Annotated in this window: 16 protein-coding genes; 11 read left to right on the forward strand and 5 right to left on the reverse strand. The window is 63.5% G+C overall.

Translation table 11 applies throughout. The annotated features are described in order from the left end of the window. Nucleotides 1–93: 93 nt before the first annotated feature. From AC5ZGW_RS39430 to AC5ZGW_RS39440, 3 genes are all read right to left on the reverse strand, one after another. Nucleotides 94–717 carry a hypothetical protein gene (locus AC5ZGW_RS39430; protein WP_130228379.1) on the reverse strand — a complete coding sequence of 208 codons (624 nt, stop codon included), beginning with the start codon at nt 715–717 and terminating at the stop codon, nt 94–96. A 157-nt stretch (nt 718–874) separates the two neighbouring features. Further along, nucleotides 875–1,396 carry a xanthine phosphoribosyltransferase gene (gene gpt, locus AC5ZGW_RS39435; protein WP_028166299.1) on the reverse strand — a complete coding sequence of 174 codons (522 nt, stop codon included), beginning with the start codon at nt 1,394–1,396 and terminating at the stop codon, nt 875–877. Nucleotides 1,397–1,426: 30 nt separating this feature from the next. Then, a complete protein-coding gene (locus tag AC5ZGW_RS39440; RefSeq protein WP_028166300.1) occupies nt 1,427–2,164 on the reverse strand; it encodes a competence/damage-inducible protein A in 738 nt (245 codons plus the stop codon). 228 nt (nt 2,165–2,392) lie between these two features. Between AC5ZGW_RS39440 and AC5ZGW_RS39445 the strand changes: the two genes are divergently transcribed. The 10 genes from AC5ZGW_RS39445 to AC5ZGW_RS39490 all read left to right on the forward strand — a co-directional run bounded on the left by AC5ZGW_RS39445 (nt 2,393) and on the right by AC5ZGW_RS39490 (nt 15,257). After that, complete coding sequence (locus AC5ZGW_RS39445) at nt 2,393–3,814, forward strand: circularly permuted type 2 ATP-grasp protein (RefSeq protein WP_130228380.1); 1,422 nt, start codon at nt 2,393–2,395, stop codon at nt 3,812–3,814. Between the two features lie 16 nt (nt 3,815–3,830). Continuing rightward, the gene (locus tag AC5ZGW_RS39450; RefSeq protein ID WP_028166302.1) at nt 3,831–4,775 is read left to right on the forward strand and encodes an alpha-E domain-containing protein; all 945 of its coding nucleotides are present in this window, start codon (nt 3,831–3,833) and stop codon (nt 4,773–4,775) included. Nucleotides 4,776–4,919: 144 nt separating this feature from the next. Then, on the forward strand, nt 4,920–5,759 hold the full coding sequence (locus AC5ZGW_RS39455) for a transglutaminase family protein (RefSeq protein ID WP_130228382.1): 840 nt from the start codon (nt 4,920–4,922) through the stop codon (nt 5,757–5,759). Nucleotides 5,760–6,277: 518 nt separating this feature from the next. Further along, nucleotides 6,278–8,587 carry a TonB-dependent siderophore receptor gene (locus AC5ZGW_RS39460; protein WP_165435418.1) on the forward strand — a complete coding sequence of 770 codons (2,310 nt, stop codon included), beginning with the start codon at nt 6,278–6,280 and terminating at the stop codon, nt 8,585–8,587. Between the two features lie 4 nt (nt 8,588–8,591). Further along, the gene (locus tag AC5ZGW_RS39465) at nt 8,592–9,755 is read left to right on the forward strand and encodes a PepSY-associated TM helix domain-containing protein (RefSeq protein WP_130228384.1); all 1,164 of its coding nucleotides are present in this window, start codon (nt 8,592–8,594) and stop codon (nt 9,753–9,755) included. 114 nt (nt 9,756–9,869) lie between these two features. Then, nucleotides 9,870–11,084: an acyl-CoA dehydrogenase family protein gene (locus AC5ZGW_RS39470; RefSeq protein ID WP_130228385.1), complete on the forward strand. Its 1,215-nt coding sequence runs from the start codon at nt 9,870–9,872 to the stop codon at nt 11,082–11,084. Nucleotides 11,085–11,157: 73 nt separating this feature from the next. Further along, nucleotides 11,158–12,006, forward strand: a complete 849-nt coding sequence (locus tag AC5ZGW_RS39475) for an alpha/beta fold hydrolase (RefSeq protein ID WP_130228386.1) — start codon at nt 11,158–11,160, stop codon at nt 12,004–12,006. Nucleotides 12,007–12,252: 246 nt separating this feature from the next. Continuing rightward, nucleotides 12,253–13,014 (forward strand): proteasome-type protease, encoded by a 762-nt coding sequence (locus AC5ZGW_RS39480; RefSeq protein WP_130228387.1) that lies wholly within the window; start codon nt 12,253–12,255, stop codon nt 13,012–13,014. An 11-nt stretch (nt 13,015–13,025) separates the two neighbouring features. Beyond that, on the forward strand, nt 13,026–13,784 hold the full coding sequence (locus tag AC5ZGW_RS39485) for an SDR family oxidoreductase (protein WP_130228388.1): 759 nt from the start codon (nt 13,026–13,028) through the stop codon (nt 13,782–13,784). 213 nt (nt 13,785–13,997) lie between these two features. Beyond that, entirely contained in the window at nt 13,998–15,257 is a 1,260-nt protein-coding gene (locus AC5ZGW_RS39490; protein WP_130228389.1) for a NupC/NupG family nucleoside CNT transporter, read from the forward strand. Nucleotides 15,258–15,376: 119 nt separating this feature from the next. Here the strand turns inward: AC5ZGW_RS39490 and AC5ZGW_RS39495 are convergent, their stop codons facing one another. Together AC5ZGW_RS39495 and AC5ZGW_RS39500 are read right to left on the reverse strand one after the other, a co-directional pair. Then, a complete protein-coding gene (locus AC5ZGW_RS39495) occupies nt 15,377–15,907 on the reverse strand; it encodes a cupin domain-containing protein (RefSeq protein WP_130228390.1) in 531 nt (176 codons plus the stop codon). 90 nt (nt 15,908–15,997) lie between these two features. Beyond that, on the reverse strand, nt 15,998–16,288 hold the full coding sequence (locus tag AC5ZGW_RS39500) for an usg protein (RefSeq protein ID WP_028166313.1): 291 nt from the start codon (nt 16,286–16,288) through the stop codon (nt 15,998–16,000). Between the two features lie 388 nt (nt 16,289–16,676). On the opposite strand from AC5ZGW_RS39500, the gene groES reads away from it, so the two are divergent. Beyond that, the gene (gene groES, locus AC5ZGW_RS39505) at nt 16,677–16,991 is read left to right on the forward strand and encodes a co-chaperone GroES (protein ID WP_130228391.1); all 315 of its coding nucleotides are present in this window, start codon (nt 16,677–16,679) and stop codon (nt 16,989–16,991) included. Nucleotides 16,992–17,009 lie beyond the last annotated feature (18 nt).

Genomic DNA, 17,009 nt, shown 5'->3' on the forward strand with positions numbered 1-17,009 from the left:
CAACAGACCTGAACTAAACGAGAATTGTGTTACCTATGTCGTCGGTCTGAACTGTTACCTATGTCGCCGGTTGCTCAAGACGGCCGCATCGGTTCAACCAAGCGCCGTCGCGCTTGGATGCAGGACTGGCTGATAACCGGCGGCGAATGCGCGAACCGTTGATGGCGGCGTCAGCAGCAGCGCGGTATCCATGTCGACGTTGCCGCGCTCATAGCCCGCGAACGACCAGCGCAGCGGCTCGCCGCTCACAACCAGATAGCTCTCCTCGCCCGCCTGCACCATCGCTCCGTCTGGCAGGTTCGCGAGCGGCATCGGCAGCGGATGCAGCCGCTTCCGACCGCGGTCGAGGCGCTCGCGATGCAGCACGGCGTCGATCTCGGGCGCGTGGATGTTTTCCGCGTCGTTGCCCTGCTCCCAGGCGGCGCGAAAGCGGTTGGCATCGTCGCGGCGGCAGAAGAAGCAGGGGCGATGGCCCGCGGCGAACGCGGTGGCTTCATCGAGGAAGAACAATTCGGTCCAGCTTCGTCCGCCCATCACCTTGCGACGCCGGCCGCGGAATTCGCACACGCATGTCAGCCAAGCCGGGCTTGACCAGCGCTTTTTCAGGAGCGTTTTGGTCGCGGGATCATGGATGATGCCGCGGTTGCCGGTAAACAACCCGCGGTGCGGTGTGGCGACGATCTCGCCGGTTGGCGTGACGCGGTTCTGCAGGGGCATCTTGCTTCTCCTTCTCCCCGTTCTTACGGGGAGAAGGTCGGGATGAGGGGCTCAATCCGCGAATACGAAAGCAAATGTACTCGCGGAGACTCCCCCTCACCCGGATCGCATCTTCGATGCGATCCGACCTCTCCCCGCAAGCGGGGCGAGGTAAGGACTACGCCGCGCCGTCGCGGATCGGAGGTTGGAACGAGAGCGCGGTGTCCCAGGGGAAGAAGATCCAGGTGTCCTGCGACACCTCGGTGATGAAGGTGTCCACCAGCGGCCGGCCCTTCGGCTTGGCATACACCGTGGCGAAATGGGCATCGGGCATCATCTCGCGCACCATCTTGCCGGTCTTGCCGGTGTCCACGAGGTCGTCGACGATCAGAAGCCCCTTGCCGGTGCCATTGCCAAGCTTGGCGGTTGCTTCGGAAATGCCTTTCAGGACCTGAAGGTCGCCCTGTTTGTTGTGGTCGTAGCTCGCGATGCAGACGGTGTCGATCACGCGCACGCCGAGCTCGCGCGCCACGATCGCCGCCGGCACCAGGCCGCCGCGGGTGATCGCGATCACCGCCTGGAATGGCCCGACCTCATTGAGCCGCCAGGTCAGCGCCCGGCAGTCCCGGTGGAACTGGTCCCAGGACACCGGGAAGGCCTTGCCTGCCCGTTCCTGTGCGCTGAGGTTCGTATCCGCCATCTTTCTCTCCGAGAAGTCCTTCTCGCCGCTTTAACGCGTCACCTGCAGGTTCGCCAGCATCTCCTTCACCGCCCCCATTGCGGCGGCGAGCTTGTCCGGATCGCGGGAGCGGACGACCAGATTGGTGTTGGGACGCTGCTCTTCGTCCATGAACGGATAGCTGCCGATGATGGTGTCGGGATGGGCGATCGCGATCTCCTTTAAGGGTCCGCCGATGTCGCCTTCCCGCGCATTGGCGCGGACCGAATCAGAAAGCATCCGCACGCCCGATTTCAGGCGCGGCGCGACGATGTCCATCATCGCCTGCATGATGGTCGGTATGCCCGCCATCACAACGACATTGCCGAGTTTGAAACCGGGCGCGAGGATGGTCGCGCTCTGGATCAGGTCGGCCCCGTCGGGGATCCGCGCCATCCGCAGCCGCGCCTCGTTCAGATCCTGGTCGCTCCAGCGCTCGCGGAAGCGCGCCACCACCTCCGGATGGTGATCGATGCCGACTCCGAACGCCTTTGCCACGGCATCGGCGGTGATGTCGTCGTGGGTCGGGCCGATGCCGCCGGTGGTGAAGACATAGCTATAGCGATGGCGCAGCGCATTCAGGGCTGCGACAATGTCATCCTCGTCGTCGGCGACGACGCGCACTTCCTTCAGGTCGATGCCGATATTGGTCAGGTATTCGGCAATGAAGCCGATATTCTTGTCCTTGGTCCGGCCGGACAGGATCTCGTCGCCGATCACCAGAAGGCCCGCCGTGACGATCTCGCTCATGGTCTCTTCCTCACCCTTTTCCGCCCCCCGGGCCCTGCCGAAGCAGCGCCTTGAAGTCGCAGGTTGTTGCTGCCGAAATAAGCAGGTGGCAGCCGGTTTTTCGAGCAGCCCCTTGAGACACCCATACCAAATGTCGCCAGCCAATGCATATCCTGCTGGCCCGCCCCTTGCTACCATCCCGGCAAGTCATGCACTGTGGCGTATGGTTTCGGAGGACGTTCAGGATTTATGGCAGTTGCATTCGATGAGATGAACGGCCAGGGCGGCACCGAAATCCGCCAAGCCTACCAGGAGCTCTCCCGCTGGCTGACGGAGACGCCCCCGGATGCGCTGGAATATCGCCGCCAGGAGGCGGAGCTCCTGTTCCGCCGCATCGGCATCACCTTTGCGGTCTATGGCGACGCCGCAGCCCAGGAGCGGCTGATCCCCTTCGACGTGATCCCCCGCATCCTGTCGGCCAGGGAATGGGCGCTGCTGGAAAAGGGGCTGAAGCAGCGCGTGCTCGCCCTCAACATGTTCCTGCGCGACATCTATCACGGCCGCGACATCCTGCGCGCCAACATCATCCCGGAAGACATGATCTTCCAGAACCCCGTCTTCCGCCCGGAGATGAACGGCCAGGACGTGCCGCACGACGTCTATGTGCATATCGCCGGCATCGATATCATCCGGACCGATCCGGAAAACTTCATCGTATTGGAGGACAACGCGCGCACGCCCTCGGGCGTATCCTACATGCTGGAAAACCGCGAGATCATGATGCGGCTGTTTCCGGACCTGTTCGCCCGCCACCGCGTCGCGCCGGTGGAGCGCTATCCGGACGAGCTGCTGGCCGCGTTGCGCTCCGTCGCGCCGCGCGGTGCCGCGGCCGAGCCGACGGTCGCGCTGATGACGCCCGGCATCTACAATTCCGCCTATTACGAACATTCCTTCCTGGCCGACAAGCTCGGCATCGAGCTGGTCGAAGGGCGCGACCTCATCGTCAAGAACGATGAAGTCTTCATGCGCACGACCGAGGGATTGAAACGCGTCGACGTGATCTACCGCCGCGTCGACGACGATTTCCTCGATCCCCTGACCTTCCGCCCGGACTCCGCGCTCGGCGTGCCCGGGCTGATGTCGGCCTATGCCGCCGGCAATATCACGCTCGCCAACGCAGTCGGGACCGGGATCGCCGACGACAAGGCGATCTATTCCTACATGCCCGACATCGTGAGATTCTATCTCTCCGAAGAGCCGATCCTGAAGAACGTGCAGACCTGGCGCTGCCGCGAGCCTCAGGATCTCGCCTATGTGCTCGACCATCTCGACGATCTCGTGGTGAAGGAAGTGCACGGCTCCGGCGGCTACGGCATGCTGATCGGACCGGCCGCGACCAAGGCGACCATCGAGGCGTTCCGCGACAAGCTCAAGCGCGAGCCCGAAGGCTTCATCGCCCAGCCGACATTGGCGCTGTCGACCTGCCCGACCTGCACCGAAAAGGGGTTGGCGCCGCGCCACGTCGATCTGCGCCCGTTCGTGCTGACCGGCAGCGAGCGCGTCACCATCGTGCCGGGCGGACTGACGCGGGTGGCGCTGAAGGAAGGCTCGCTGGTGGTCAATTCCAGCCAGGGCGGCGGCACCAAGGACACCTGGATACTGGACGAGTAGAGGGTTTAGCTTTCGCATGCTGTCGCGCACCGCCGAGAACCTGTACTGGCTCGCCCGCTACGTCGAGCGCGCGGAATATCTCGCCCGCACCATCGACGCCACCTTGCGCGTCACGGCGCTGCCGGCGGCCTATATCGGCAAGACCAATGAATGGGACTCGGCGCTGCTGACAGCCGGCGTCGGCGAGAGCTTTTACGGCCATTATCAGGAAGCCAACGAGGCCAACGTCGTCGAATATCTGTCGTTCGCACCGGACAATCCTTCCTCGATCAGGAACTGCATCGAGGCGGCCCGGCTCAATGCGCGCTCGGTGCGGACAGCGCTGACCAGCGAGATGTGGGACACCATCAACGCGGCCTGGATCGAATTGCAGGCGGTGTGGTCGAAGGGCACCGGAAATCGAGAGGATCTGGCAAAGTTCCTGCGCTTCGTGCAGGAGACGTCACTGCGTTTCGACGGCTCCGCCTATCGGACCATGCTGCGCAACGACGCCTACTGGTTCTCGCGGCTCGGCGTGCATCTGGAGCGCGCCGACAACACCGCGCGCATCCTCGACGTCAAATATCACGTGCTGCTGCCCGAGGAGGAGCATATCGGCGGCCCGCTCGACTATTATCAGTGGACCTCGATCCTGCGCTCGGTGTCGGCGCTGACGGCCTATCACTGGGTCTACCGCGAGACGCTCAAGCCCTGGCTGATCGCCGACCTCCTGATCCTCAACGACACGCTGCCGCGGTCGCTGGCAAGCTGCTACGGCAATCTGGTGCGCAATCTCGACCAGATCGGCGTCGCTTATGGGCGCCAGGGCGCCGCCCAGCGCCACGCCCGCGGCATCCGCAACCGGCTTGAGCACAGCCATATGGACGATATCTTCCAGCACGGCGTGCATGAATTCATCCAGGAGTTCATCGCAGACAATTCGCGCCTGGGTGAGATCATCACCAAGCAATATCTGATTTGATGGGCTAAGATGCCCGCAATCACACGCCCGTCATGGCCGGGCTTGTCCCGGCCATCCACGTCTTGCTATGCCGGCCAAATGACGAGGACGTGGATGCCCGGGACCACCCCGGGCATGACGATCCCAACCTGATGTTGGTACGCCATGCGCCTGCGAATTGCCCATACCACGACCTATCGCTACGAGCCCCAGGCTTCCGGCGTGATCCAGATCCTCCGGATGACGCCGACGAGCCATGACGGGCAGTATGTGGCGGACTGGCAGATCGACGTCTCGACCGACTCCAGGCTCGACGCGCATGAGGACGCCTTCGGCAATGTCACGCATGTGCTGACCCACGGCCCGCTCGCCGACCTCACCATCCATTGCGAGGGGCAGATCGAGACCCACGACACCGGCGGCGTGCTGCGCGGCACCGACGAGCGCTTTCCGCCGAGCCTGTTCCTGCGCTCGACCGCGCTGACCGAGGTCAATCCGGCGATGGCGGCCCTCACCCGCGAGTCGCGCTCGGAGGCCGATGGCGACGTGCTCGGCTTCCTGCACGCGCTGATGGTGCAGATCTATGAAGGCATGGCGTTCGACGAGGACCCGACCAACAGCGGCACCACGGCGGCGGAGGCCTTCGCGCTGAAGCGCGGCGTGTGCCAGGACTACGCGCATATCTTCATCGCCTGCGCGCGCTCCGGCGGCGTGCCGGCCCGCTTCGTCTCCGGCCACTTCTTCCGTTCCGACGGCACGGTCAACCAGGCCGCCGGCCATGCCTGGGCGGAAGCCTATGTGCCCGATCTCGGCTGGATCGGTTTCGATGCCGCCAACGGCATCTGCACCACCGATGCCCACGCCCGCGTCGCCGTCGGCCTCGACTATCTCGGCGCCGCCCCGGTGCGCGGCACCCGTTATGGCGGCGGCACCGAGACGCTCACCGTCGCAGTCAAGGTCGAGCAGGCCGGCCGTCCTGGCCAGTGGCAATCGCAGTCGCAGTGAGAGACTCAAGCGGGACTCGATCGATTCGCGTATCACCGAACTGCTCTCGCGCGACCAAAAATTCCCGCAATTCTTGCTGGTCATTCCCGACGGGAATCGTGGACGCAAGCATCGTAATACCTGCGCGCACGGCGCCGCCGTGTTCCATGCGCAACAGCGAGCGCCGATTGAGCGCGGTTGCATCGCGGCTCGTCTTCTAGCGCGCGAGCCCGCATTCGAAGGATTCAACAGCGTCGTCGATCAGTTAGCCTACATATTAGAAGTCTTCGAAAAAATTGTTCTGCCGCAAATTTCGAGCGATTCAAAAACGCGACAACTCGACGCGCGCTGCGTTGACACATAACACGCGTACGGCTGCGATCGTCGCGTGAGGTCAGAACATCAACTCCGCCCACGGCGTTCGCCGGATGGGGCACTGACATATGTATTGCAATACCCACAGCGTTGCGCGCCGTACTATCTCTTTTTCACAACTCACGACTTTCAAGTGTACCGCAAGCATACTGGCGTTAGGCGGCTTGCTGATCGCCGGCTCGCCGGCGGGGGCGCAGAGCGCGGGGCAATCGGGCGCATCGGCGCTACCGCCCGTCAACATCGACGCGCCTGCGCAGCGCGCGCAGCGTCCAACCCAAGTCCGGCGCAACACCGCGTCGCGGCGCGATCCTAACCAGCGGCCGAATCAACGAGCCGACCACGCGGGGGCACAACAGCAGCAGGCGACGCCCGCGCTGGTTTCGACGGCCCAGCGCGTCAACGCCGGCACCAACGGCTTCGTCGCAAGCCGCGCCTCCGGCGCCACCAAGACCGACGCGCCGATCATGTCGACGCCGGGCTCGGTCGCCGTCATCACCCGCAGCGAGATGGATGTGCGCCAGGCGCAGACCATCCGCGATCTCCTGCGCTATGCGCCCGGCGTCTATTTCAGCAACGATACCGACTTCCGCGCCCAGCCGATCAAGGCGCGCGGCTTCGACGTCGAGCAATATCTGGACGGTTTGCGCCTGCAGGGCGGGCCGTTCGGTACGCCGCGCGTCGACCCGTATCTGCTCGAGCGCGCCGAGCTCATCACCGGCCCGGCGTCGATCCTTTACGGCGCAGCTTCGCCCGGCGGCATTCTTAATCTCGTCAGCAAGCGCCCGACCGATAATCCGTTCGGCGAGATCCAGTTGCAGGCGGGCACGTTCGACCGCATCCAGGGCGCGTTCGACGTCGGTGGCCCCGTGGACAAGGACAAGACCCTGCTCTACCGCGTCACCGGCATCGGGCTTAGCGCCAACACCCAGGTCGACAATATCGGCGAGGAGAAATACGCGATCGCGCCGGCCTGGACCTGGCGGCCGGATATCGACACCACCATCACCTTCCTCACGAGCTATCGGCAGGACCCGAAGGGCGGCGCCTTTGCGCTGCTGCCGATCCAGGGCACGCTGGTGCCGGGCACCTACGGGCAGATTCCCCGGAATTTCTTCGCCGGCGACTTCAACTATGAGAGCCTGAAATACAAGCAGGCGACTATCGGCTACGAATTCGAGCACCGTTTCGACGACATCTTCACGGTGCGGCAGAACGTGCGCTATCTGCACAACGAGCTCAATTATATCGAGGTGCAGGCCGGTGCGTTCACGACAACGGGCGCCGGCCCCACCCTTCGCCTGGCCGACGGCCGCACCATCACGCGAAGCTATTTCTCGACCAACGAAAACCTCAACACCTTCGCGGCCGACAACCAGCTTCAGGCCAAGTTCAACATGGGCCCGCTGCAGCACACCGTGCTCGGCGGCTTCGACTATCAGCGCTTCGACTTCAACAACCTGGCGCGCTTCGCGCCCACCAACACGCTCAACATCCTGACGCCGAACTACACCCAGAACATCGCGGTCCCGACCACGGTGTTCCAGAACCTGGATCAGCACCTGGAGCAGCGCGGGGTCTATGTGCAGGATGAGGCGAAGCTCGGGAAGCTGACCGTGCTCGGCGGCATCCGCTACGACTGGGCCGAAGGCAATACGCTCAATCTCGGCACGCGCGTCCTCAACAATGATGAGAAGTCGAGCGGCCGTATCGGCGCGATCTACAATTTTGACGTCGGGATTGCTCCTTACGTCAGCTATTCGACCTCGTTCCAGCCAACCACCGTGGGCTCGCTGCTCAACGGTCAGCCCTACAAGCCGACCATCGGCGAGCAGATCGAGGCCGGCGTCAAGTATCAGCCGGTGGGCTACAACCTGATATTCACCGCCGCGGTCTACGACCTGAAGCAGGAGAACGTGGTGAGCGCGATTGCCGGTCCCGGCATCCCGCCCAACTCGACCGCCCAGGTCGGCGAGGTGACCTCGCGCGGCTTCGAGGGATCGGTGGTCGGAAGTCCCCTGCCCGGCCTGAGCCTGCGCGGGCAATACTCCTACCTCGACAACCGGATCACCGCGCCGCTGGACGTCAATTACGGCAAGGTGCTCGCCAACACGCCGATGCACACGGCCTCGCTCTGGGCCAACTACGTCGTGCAGGATGGTCCGGCGGTCGGCTTCGGCTTCGGCGGCGGTGTCCGCTACATGAGCGAGATGTACACGACCAACGCCAACAATCTCACGGTGCCGACTATCGTCGCAAACAGCCCCGCGCTGGCCAACATCATTCCCGCCAGCACGACCTTTGACGCGGCCCTGTCCTATGATTTCGGGATGCGGTTCAAGGAGTGGAAGGGATTGAGCGCGGCGGTGAACATCAATAACGTGTTCGACAACAGCTACGTCTCGGCATGCACGGCCGGCGGCTGTCGCTGGGCGGTCGGCCGCACGGTGTTGGCAACAATGACCTACCGATGGTGACGGGATGACCGCGCAGTCCGTGAAATGGTGGTCGCTGGTCCATAAATGGACCAGCCTCATCTGCACGCTGTTTATGCTGATGCTGTGCATCACCGGGCTGCCGCTGATCTTTCACGACGAGATCGACGATCTTTTCGAGCCGGAAATTGCCGCGCGAGAGCTTCCACCCAACACTCCGGAGGCCTCGCTGATCAGGTTGATTGACGCGGCAAAGGCGCGCCATCCGGAACGCTACGTCCAACTCCTAAACTGGGATGACGACCACGCCAACGTCGTCAACGTCTTCATGTCGGAGACGCCGGTGCCGCCACCTGGACAGCGCTTCTTGAAGCTGTCCTTCGATTCGCGGACCGCCGAGATTCTCGGAGAAGACGCGCAGCAAGGTGGCCTGATGCGGACCATCCGCATCTTCCACCGCGACATGCTGATGGGATTGCCGGGCGAGCTGTTCCTCGGCGTCATGGGCTTGTTGTTCGTGACCGCCGTCGTCTCCGGCCTCATGCTCTACGCGCCATTCATGCGCCGGCTCGATTTCGGCGCGGTGCGACGCGCCCGCGCGCGTCGGATCAAATGGCTCGACCTGCACAATCTGATCGGCGCGGTGACGCTGGTGTGGGCGTTCGCCGTTGGCCTCACCGGCGTCATCAACACCATATCGCTGCCGCTGTTCAACGCCTGGCGTGCGCAGGTGATGCCGGAATTGATCGCGCCGCATCTCGGCAAGCCGCCGCTTTCGAAATTCGCCTCCATCGATGACGTCGTTGTCACGGCGCGCCAGGTGCTCGGCGACAACACGCCCGTCAGCCTCGTGCTGCCAACCGAAGCGCGATTCGGTACGCCGCGCCACTTCATCGTCTGGACCAAGGGGACGACGCCGATCACCTCGCGCCTGTTCACGCCGGTGCTCATCGATGCCGAGACCGCGCAACTCGTCACCGCAAAGGGATTGCCGTGGTACTTGCGGACGCTGCAGGTGTCGCGCCCGCTGCATTTCGGCGATTACGGCGGCCTGCCGCTCAAGATCATCTGGGCGCTGCTCGATCTCGCAACCATCGTCGTGCTGGCGAGCGGCATCTATCTCTGGCTCAGCAAACGCAAGCCCGCCCGCGCCGTCTCGGCGGTCTCGCCCCGGCCGGCTGTCGCGGCGACATCCGGGCTTCCCTCGTGAAACGGCGGCATCACGTTACAGCCGTAATCGAGAGCGATCTCGCTGAAACCATGCGGTAGCGCCGCGTCTCCATTCTCTCGTGCGACACCTTTGCCGCAAGAGAGATCGAGACAGATGCTCCATCAAGACCAATTTCGTGACCTTCGTACCCTGACGGCGCCGGACAGCAACAAAACGGTGCTCGCCGGCATCCGGAAATTGGCTCCCGAGATCACCGCTCGCGCCGCCGAGATCGAAGCCGCACGCTGCGTCCCGCCCGACCTGATCGATCGGCTGAAATCGATCGGTATCTTCAGGATGTTCGTGCCGAGAAGCTATGGCGGATTGGAACTTGCCTTGCCGGAAGGGTTGGAGGTCATCAGGGCTCTGGCCCGGCTTGACGGTTCGATCGGGTGGACCGCGATGGTGGCTACCGGGGGCAGCCTTTTCGCGACCTGGGCAGTACGTGAAACCTACGAGCGCATCTATCGGAATGGACCTGACGTACCCATCTGCGGATCCGCGCAGCCGGGCGGAAAAGCGGAGCCGACGGCGGGCGGCTTCCGGGTGAGCGGCCGATGGCCATTCGCGAGCGGCTGCAAGCATGCCGATTGGATGGCGGGGTTCTGCATCATCACCGACGACGACGGCAAACCGCTCCCCGGTCCGCAAGGGCAGCCGGTGGTTCGCGGCTTTGCATTGCCGGCGCAAAACTGGGAAATCGAAGATACCTGGCATGCGGCCGGTCTCAGGGGAACCGGCAGCCATCACATTGTACTGCGCGATGCACTGGTTCCCGAGGCCAACTTCTTCGATATCGCAAACGGCACGCCCTGCGTACCGGGCCCGCTCTATCCGGCGGTGCCGCAATTGGTGCCGATGTTTCACGGTGCGAACTCCGTCGGCATTGCCGAAGGCGCCGTCGACGAATTGGTGGCGCTGGCCCATACGGGACGGCAGCAGTTCCGGGCAACCACGCCGATGCGCGACTCCGAGATATTCCAGCTCGAACTTGGCCGCATTTCCGCTGACGTCAATGCAGCGCGGGCCGTTTGCGAGACGCAGATCGCAAGCCTTTGGCACCACGCCTTGGCTGGAACGCTGAACGACGAAAGCCTCGTCGTCGAGAGCACGCAGGCCGCGACCTGGATCGCCGCCATCTGCGTCCGGATCGTCGACGCGTGTTTCGCACTTGCCGGAAGCAGCGCGGTCTATGAGACCTCGCCGCTGCAGCGGCGCCTGCGCGACATGCACGTCGCCGCCCAGCACGCCGCTGTGCAGCAACGACAGTATGTCGCGATCGGCAAACTGCTCCTGGCACGCTCGGCGCAGGATGCCGGACAGACATGATGGTGATAGGCTACGCCAAACACATATCTGTCATCACCATCTGGCTGCAGGGCATCAGGAGCGCGCATCGATCATGAATCTGAATCGACGTCACTTCATCGTCGCCGCTTTCGCCAGCCTGGCGGCGCTTAACCGCGCCGCCGCTGCCGAGCGGTGGAAAAGCCTGCCTGCGACTCCGCCGCCGGTTGCGGGGCGCAGCGCGCGAGCGCAGGTGAACGGCATCAGCCTCTATTACGTCGAACTCGGCGAAGGAAGCCCGGTGGTCTTTCTCCATGGCGGGCTTTCCAACTCCGATTATTTCAATCTGCAGGTGCCCGAGGTTGCGCGCCGGCATCGCGTCATCCTGGTCGACAGCCGCGGCCATGGCCGCAGCACGCGCAACGCGCAACCGTTCGGATATGACCTGATGACCGATGATGTGGTCGCGCTGCTCGATCATCTGCAGATTCCGCGCGCCGCGATCATCGGCTGGAGCGACGGCGCCATCATCGGATTGGACATGGCGATGCGCCATCCCGATCGGGTCAGTCGGGTGTTTGCGTTCGGCGCCAACACCCAGACGTCAGGCCTGAAGCCTGACGTCGACAAGGACCCGACCTTTGCGCAGTTCATCGCGCGCGCAAAGACCGAGTATGAGCGCCTCTCGCCGACGCCTGGGGAATTCGACCAGTTCCTGCACCAGATCGAGAAGATGTGGGAGACCCAGCCGAACTGGACCGACGATCAGTTACGCGCGATCCGCGTCCCCGTGCTGATCGCGGACGGCCAGTATGACGAGGGCATCAAGCGCGAGCACACCGAATACATGGCCGCGACCATTCCGGGCGCCGGCCTGCTCATCCTCCCCAATGTCAGCCACTTCGCGTTCCTGCAGGACCCCGTGCTGTTCAACGCGGCGCTGCTCGATTTTCTGGAAGGCTAGCGGCCGGTTGCTTCACCTCTCCCGCTTGCGGGAGAGGTCGACGCGCGAAGCGCGGCGGGTGAGGGTTCTCTCCCCACGGAAAGTCCCATCGTGGAGACACCCTCACCCCGGCCCTCTCCCGCAAGCGGGAGAGGAGCGCAGCCTCCATCGCGGAGGCAATGCCGTTCCCTGGGGAATTGGGGTTGGATCACATCCCGAAATTGGCTACTAGTCTGCCACCGAGACGTTCGGACTTCGGGGACGGAAATGACCTATTGCTGCGGAATCCTGGTGCGCGACGGGCTCGTCATGATCGCCGACACCCGCACCAATGCCGGTCTCGACAATGTCTCGACCTTTCGCAAATTGCACATCTTCGCCCAGCCCGGCGAGCGGATCATGGCGGTCGCGAGCGCCGGCAATCTCGCCATCAGCCAGTCGGTGCTGTCGACGCTGACGGAGGGTATGGAAGATCCTGAAACCGGCGAGGTCGAGACGCTCCTGAACGCGCCGACCATGTTCCAGGCCGCGCAGCGCATCGGCCGCGCCATCCGCGCAGTGCACGCAACCGAAGGCGAGGCGCTGAGGTCGGAAGACGTCTCTTTCGACGTCTCGTTCCTGTTCGGCGGCCAGATCAAGGGCTCGCGGATGCGGCTGTTCATGGTCTATACCGCCGGCAACTTCATCGAATGCACCACCGATACGCCGTATTTGCAGATCGGCGAGCACAAATACGGCAAGCCGGTGCTCGACCGCGCCATGCATTACGACGTCGAGCTCTATGAGGCGCTGAAGACCGGATTGATCTCGATGGATTCGACGATGCGCTCCAACCTCGGCGTCGGCCTGCCGATCGACGTGCTTGTGGTGCGCAACGATGCCTGCGAGGCCGACCTCAATCATCGGATCGAGGCCGGCGAACCCTATTTCCACGATCTCCGCTCGCGCTGGTCGGCGGCGCTCCGCGCGGCGCATCAGAACATCCCGAGACCGCCGTACAAGACCGAAACCGAATCCAAGAAACAATAAGGAAGGAAACGATGGCCGAAGCAGGAAAGAAAATAGCTGTGGTCACAGGCGCCGGCACCGGCGTCGGACGCGCCGCATCGCTGGCGCTGATCAATGCCGGCTTCACCGTGGTGCTCGTCGGCCGGCGGCTGGACATGCTGCAGGAGACGCAGAAGCTCGGCGGCGATGCCAGCAAGAGCCTGTGTGTGCAGGCCGACATGACCGATCCCGACTCGATCGCGGCCCTGTTTGCCAAGGTGACAGATAGCTATGGCCGGCTCGACCTGCTCTTCAACAATGCCGGCATGGGCGCGCCGCCGGTGAATTTCGAGGATTTGCCGCTGGCGCAGTGGCAGGCGGTGGTGAACACCAACCTCACCGGCCCGTTCCTGTGCACCCAGCACGCCTTCCGCATCATGAAGGACCAGACCCCGCGCGGCGGGCGCATCATCAACAACGGCTCGATCTCGGCACACGCGCCGCGGCCGTTCTCCGCCGCCTACACCGCGACCAAGCACGCGATCACCGGCCTGACCAAGGCGTCCAACCTCGACGGCCGCATGTACGACATCGCGGTCGGCCAGATCGACATCGGCAATGCCGCGACACCAATGACGGACCGCATGGTCGACGGCGTGCTGCAGCCCGACGGCCGCAAGATGCCGGAGCCGCGGATGGACGCGAAGGCGGTCGGTGATGCGGTGGCCTATATGGCGAACCTGCCGCTGGATGCCAACGTGCTGTTCATGACGGTGATGGCAAGCAAGATGCCGTTTGTGGGACGGGGTTAGGCACCCCACTCACCGTCATTGCGAGCGAAGCGAAGCAATCCACCTCTCCGCCTGCGGATACAGTGGATTGCTTCGTCGCTTTGCTCCTCGCAATGACGGTGGCGGAAGCAGCGTCCACAGAAACCACATCCACAAGACGAAGTTCACCGCACCTGAACGGAGCGGCATTGCACTTGCAGATCGTGCTGCCATAATCGTTCGGGAGATCTGTGAATGTTACAACTGCAATCGGCGTTCGGCGTGGTGGCGCTGCTTCTGATCGCCTGGGCTTTCAGCGAGAAGCGCGGCGCGGTGTCGATCCGGCAGGCGATCGTCGGCCTCATCGTGACGCTGGTCACTGCGCTGGTGCTGATCAAGGTGCCGCTGGTGGCATCGGCGTTCGGCGCCATCAACGAGGCCATCGGCGTCATCGCCGCCGCCTCGCGCGCCGGCACCTCCTTCGTATTCGGCTATGTCGGCGGCGCGCCGCTGCCGTTCGACCTCAAGGCGCCGGGCGCTGATTTCATCCTCGCCTTCCAGGCGCTGCCGATCGTGCTGGTCATGAGCGTGCTGACCACGCTGCTGTTCTACTGGCGCGTGCTGCCGCCGATCGTGCGCGGCATGGCCTGGCTGCTCGAACGGACGCTCGGCGTCGGCGGCGCGGTCGGGCTCTCCACCGCCGCCAACATCTTCCTCGGCATGGTGGAAGCGCCGCTGTTCATCCGGCCCTATCTGACGCAGCTCACCCGCGCCGAACTGTTCCTGGTGATGACGGGCGGCATGGCCGGAATCGCCGGCACCGTGCTGGTGCTCTACGCCACCCTGCTGGCGCCGCTGATCCCCGATGCGGCGGCGCATTTCGTCATTGCCTCGGTGCTAGGGGCGCCGGCGGCGATCCTGGTGAGCCTGATCATGGTGCCGGAGACATCAGGGGGGCGCACCGGCGGCGCGCTCGACGATCGCAGCGATCCCGAGATGCACGCGTCCTCGACGATGGATGCCATCGTCAAGGGCACCGCGGCCGGGCTTGAACTGTTGCTCAACATCGTCGCGATGCTACTCGTGCTGGTGGCGCTGGTCTATCTCGTCAACGCGATGCTCGGGATCCTGCCGGACATCGGCGGCGCCAAGATTTCTCTGCAGCGTCTGCTCGGCTATATCATGGCCCCAGTGTGCTGGCTGATGGGCCTGCCGTGGTCGCAAGCCATCACTGCGGGCAGCCTGATGGGGACCAAGACCGTGCTGAACGAATTGATCGCCTATGTCGATCTGTCGAAGCTTCCCACCGACGCGCTGGATGCGCGCTCGCGCCTGATCATGCTCTATGCGATGTGCGGCTTCGCCAATTTCGCCAGCCTGGGCATCATGATCGGCGGCCTCAACACGATGGCGCCGACGCGGCGCGAGGAGATCAATTCGCTCGGGCTGAAGTCGATCGTGTCGGGCACGCTGACAACCTGCCTGATGGGCGCGATCGTGGGGCTGTTGACGTAGCCGCTCCGTCATTCCGGGGCGATGCGAAGCATCGAACCCGGAATCCATCGGGCCGCGGGCACAAGCGGAGGAATGGATTCCGGGTTCGCGCTACGCGCGCCCCGGAATGACAGCGAGTATTACGTCGTCAACTCCACCGTCTTGAACTCAGCCGGCAGGATGATCTCGAGCAGTTCGACGTCGTCAGAATAATCGAGGATCATGTGCCTGATCTTCGGCGGCTGGGTCCAGGCGCTGCCTTGCTGCATCAACGTCTCGCCCTGCCCTTCCATGTAGGTTTTCACCCAGCCCTTGAGCACATAGACCATCTGGAACTGGACGTCGTGATAATGCAGCTTTGACACCTCTTCCGGATTGCACGGCCCGACCAGCCGGATCACATGCGCCTGCGCAAGCCCGTGCGTGGCGTCGGCAAAGCCGAGATCGCGATATTGCGCATAAGCGCGCAGCCCGTCGGCCTTGAAGTCTTCTTCGCGATGATGGCTCACCGCAATGCGTTGCTTCGGCTGCGCCTTATGTGCCGCCTTGGATACGCGGCCCTTGGACTTGATCGCCTTGCGGGCAGTGGATTTGGCGGCGGTCTTGTGGCCCGTCCATTTCTTCCGGACCGCCGTCTTGGCCGCGGGTCTTGATGTCACCTTCTTAGCCATGGCCTGCCTCCCTGTTGCAGGCGTCCGCGACGCGGACGCGTCCAGGGAACGTTACCACCGTTCCGCCCGGCAGCAATTGGTCTTGGCGTCTCAGTGCAAGCGGAAGACGCCGTCGACGGCGCGCAGCTCCGCCGGCTTGATCAGCTTGGAATGCGCAACGGTCACCGAGTGCAGCGGCCCCTCGAGCTGCTCCTGCCAGAAGGCGAGGAAATCCTGCAGCGCAGGGAATTTTGGGAAGAGGTCGTAATTCTGCCAGACGTAGGTCTGCAGCAGTGAAGGATGGTCCGGCATTCGGTAGAGGATCTGTGCCGTCGTCAGCCCATAACCCAGCATCTGCTTCCGGAAATCGTCGGAAGCAACCCCACCAACCCGCGAGACCATATGCCAACCTCCGTTTTTTCGAAGGAGCGCATTCACGGGATGGCCTGCTAGCCGAGCCACCCCCGCGGAGATGCGCTCACATGAGGGAATTGTGACGCATAGGGCCAACTCATCACAAGCCCAAATGTTTAACGGGCTGTTGAAAAATCGTGCGTTAGCAGCAACTTAGCGCATCTGCTAATGCAGACCTCCCGCTCGCCCGCCGGCCAGGTTAATGATGATAAACGATATTGGCAGGCAGCGATTTCGAGTGCCAATTTTTCTGCTACAAACCCTTGCCCCCACACAAAGTCTGGCCTATCTCCATCGCGGCTGGCTTGGCACTCGCCAAGACAGACTGCTAACGCTCCAGAATTCTACAGCATCCAGAATAGCTTAGGAGGACTGCATGAGTTTCCGTCCGCTTCACGACCGCGTCGTGGTCAAGCGCATCGACGCCGAAGAGAAGACCGCTGGCGGCATCATCATTCCAGACACTGCCAAGGAAAAGCCCTCCCAGGGCGAAGTCGTCGCCGTCGGCCCGGGTGGCCGCGACGAGTCCGGCAAGCTGATCCCGATCGACCTCAAGGTTGGCGATCGCGTCCTGTTCGGCAAGTGGTCCGGCACCGAAGTCAAGATCGACGGCCAGGAGCTGTTGATCATGAAGGAAAGCGACATCATGGGCGTCCTCGACGTCCCCGCTTCCAAGAAGAAGGCGGCCTAAGGCCCTCCCTCCCAGGAT

It is taken from the genome of Bradyrhizobium sp. Crot121 (assembly GCF_059512385.1).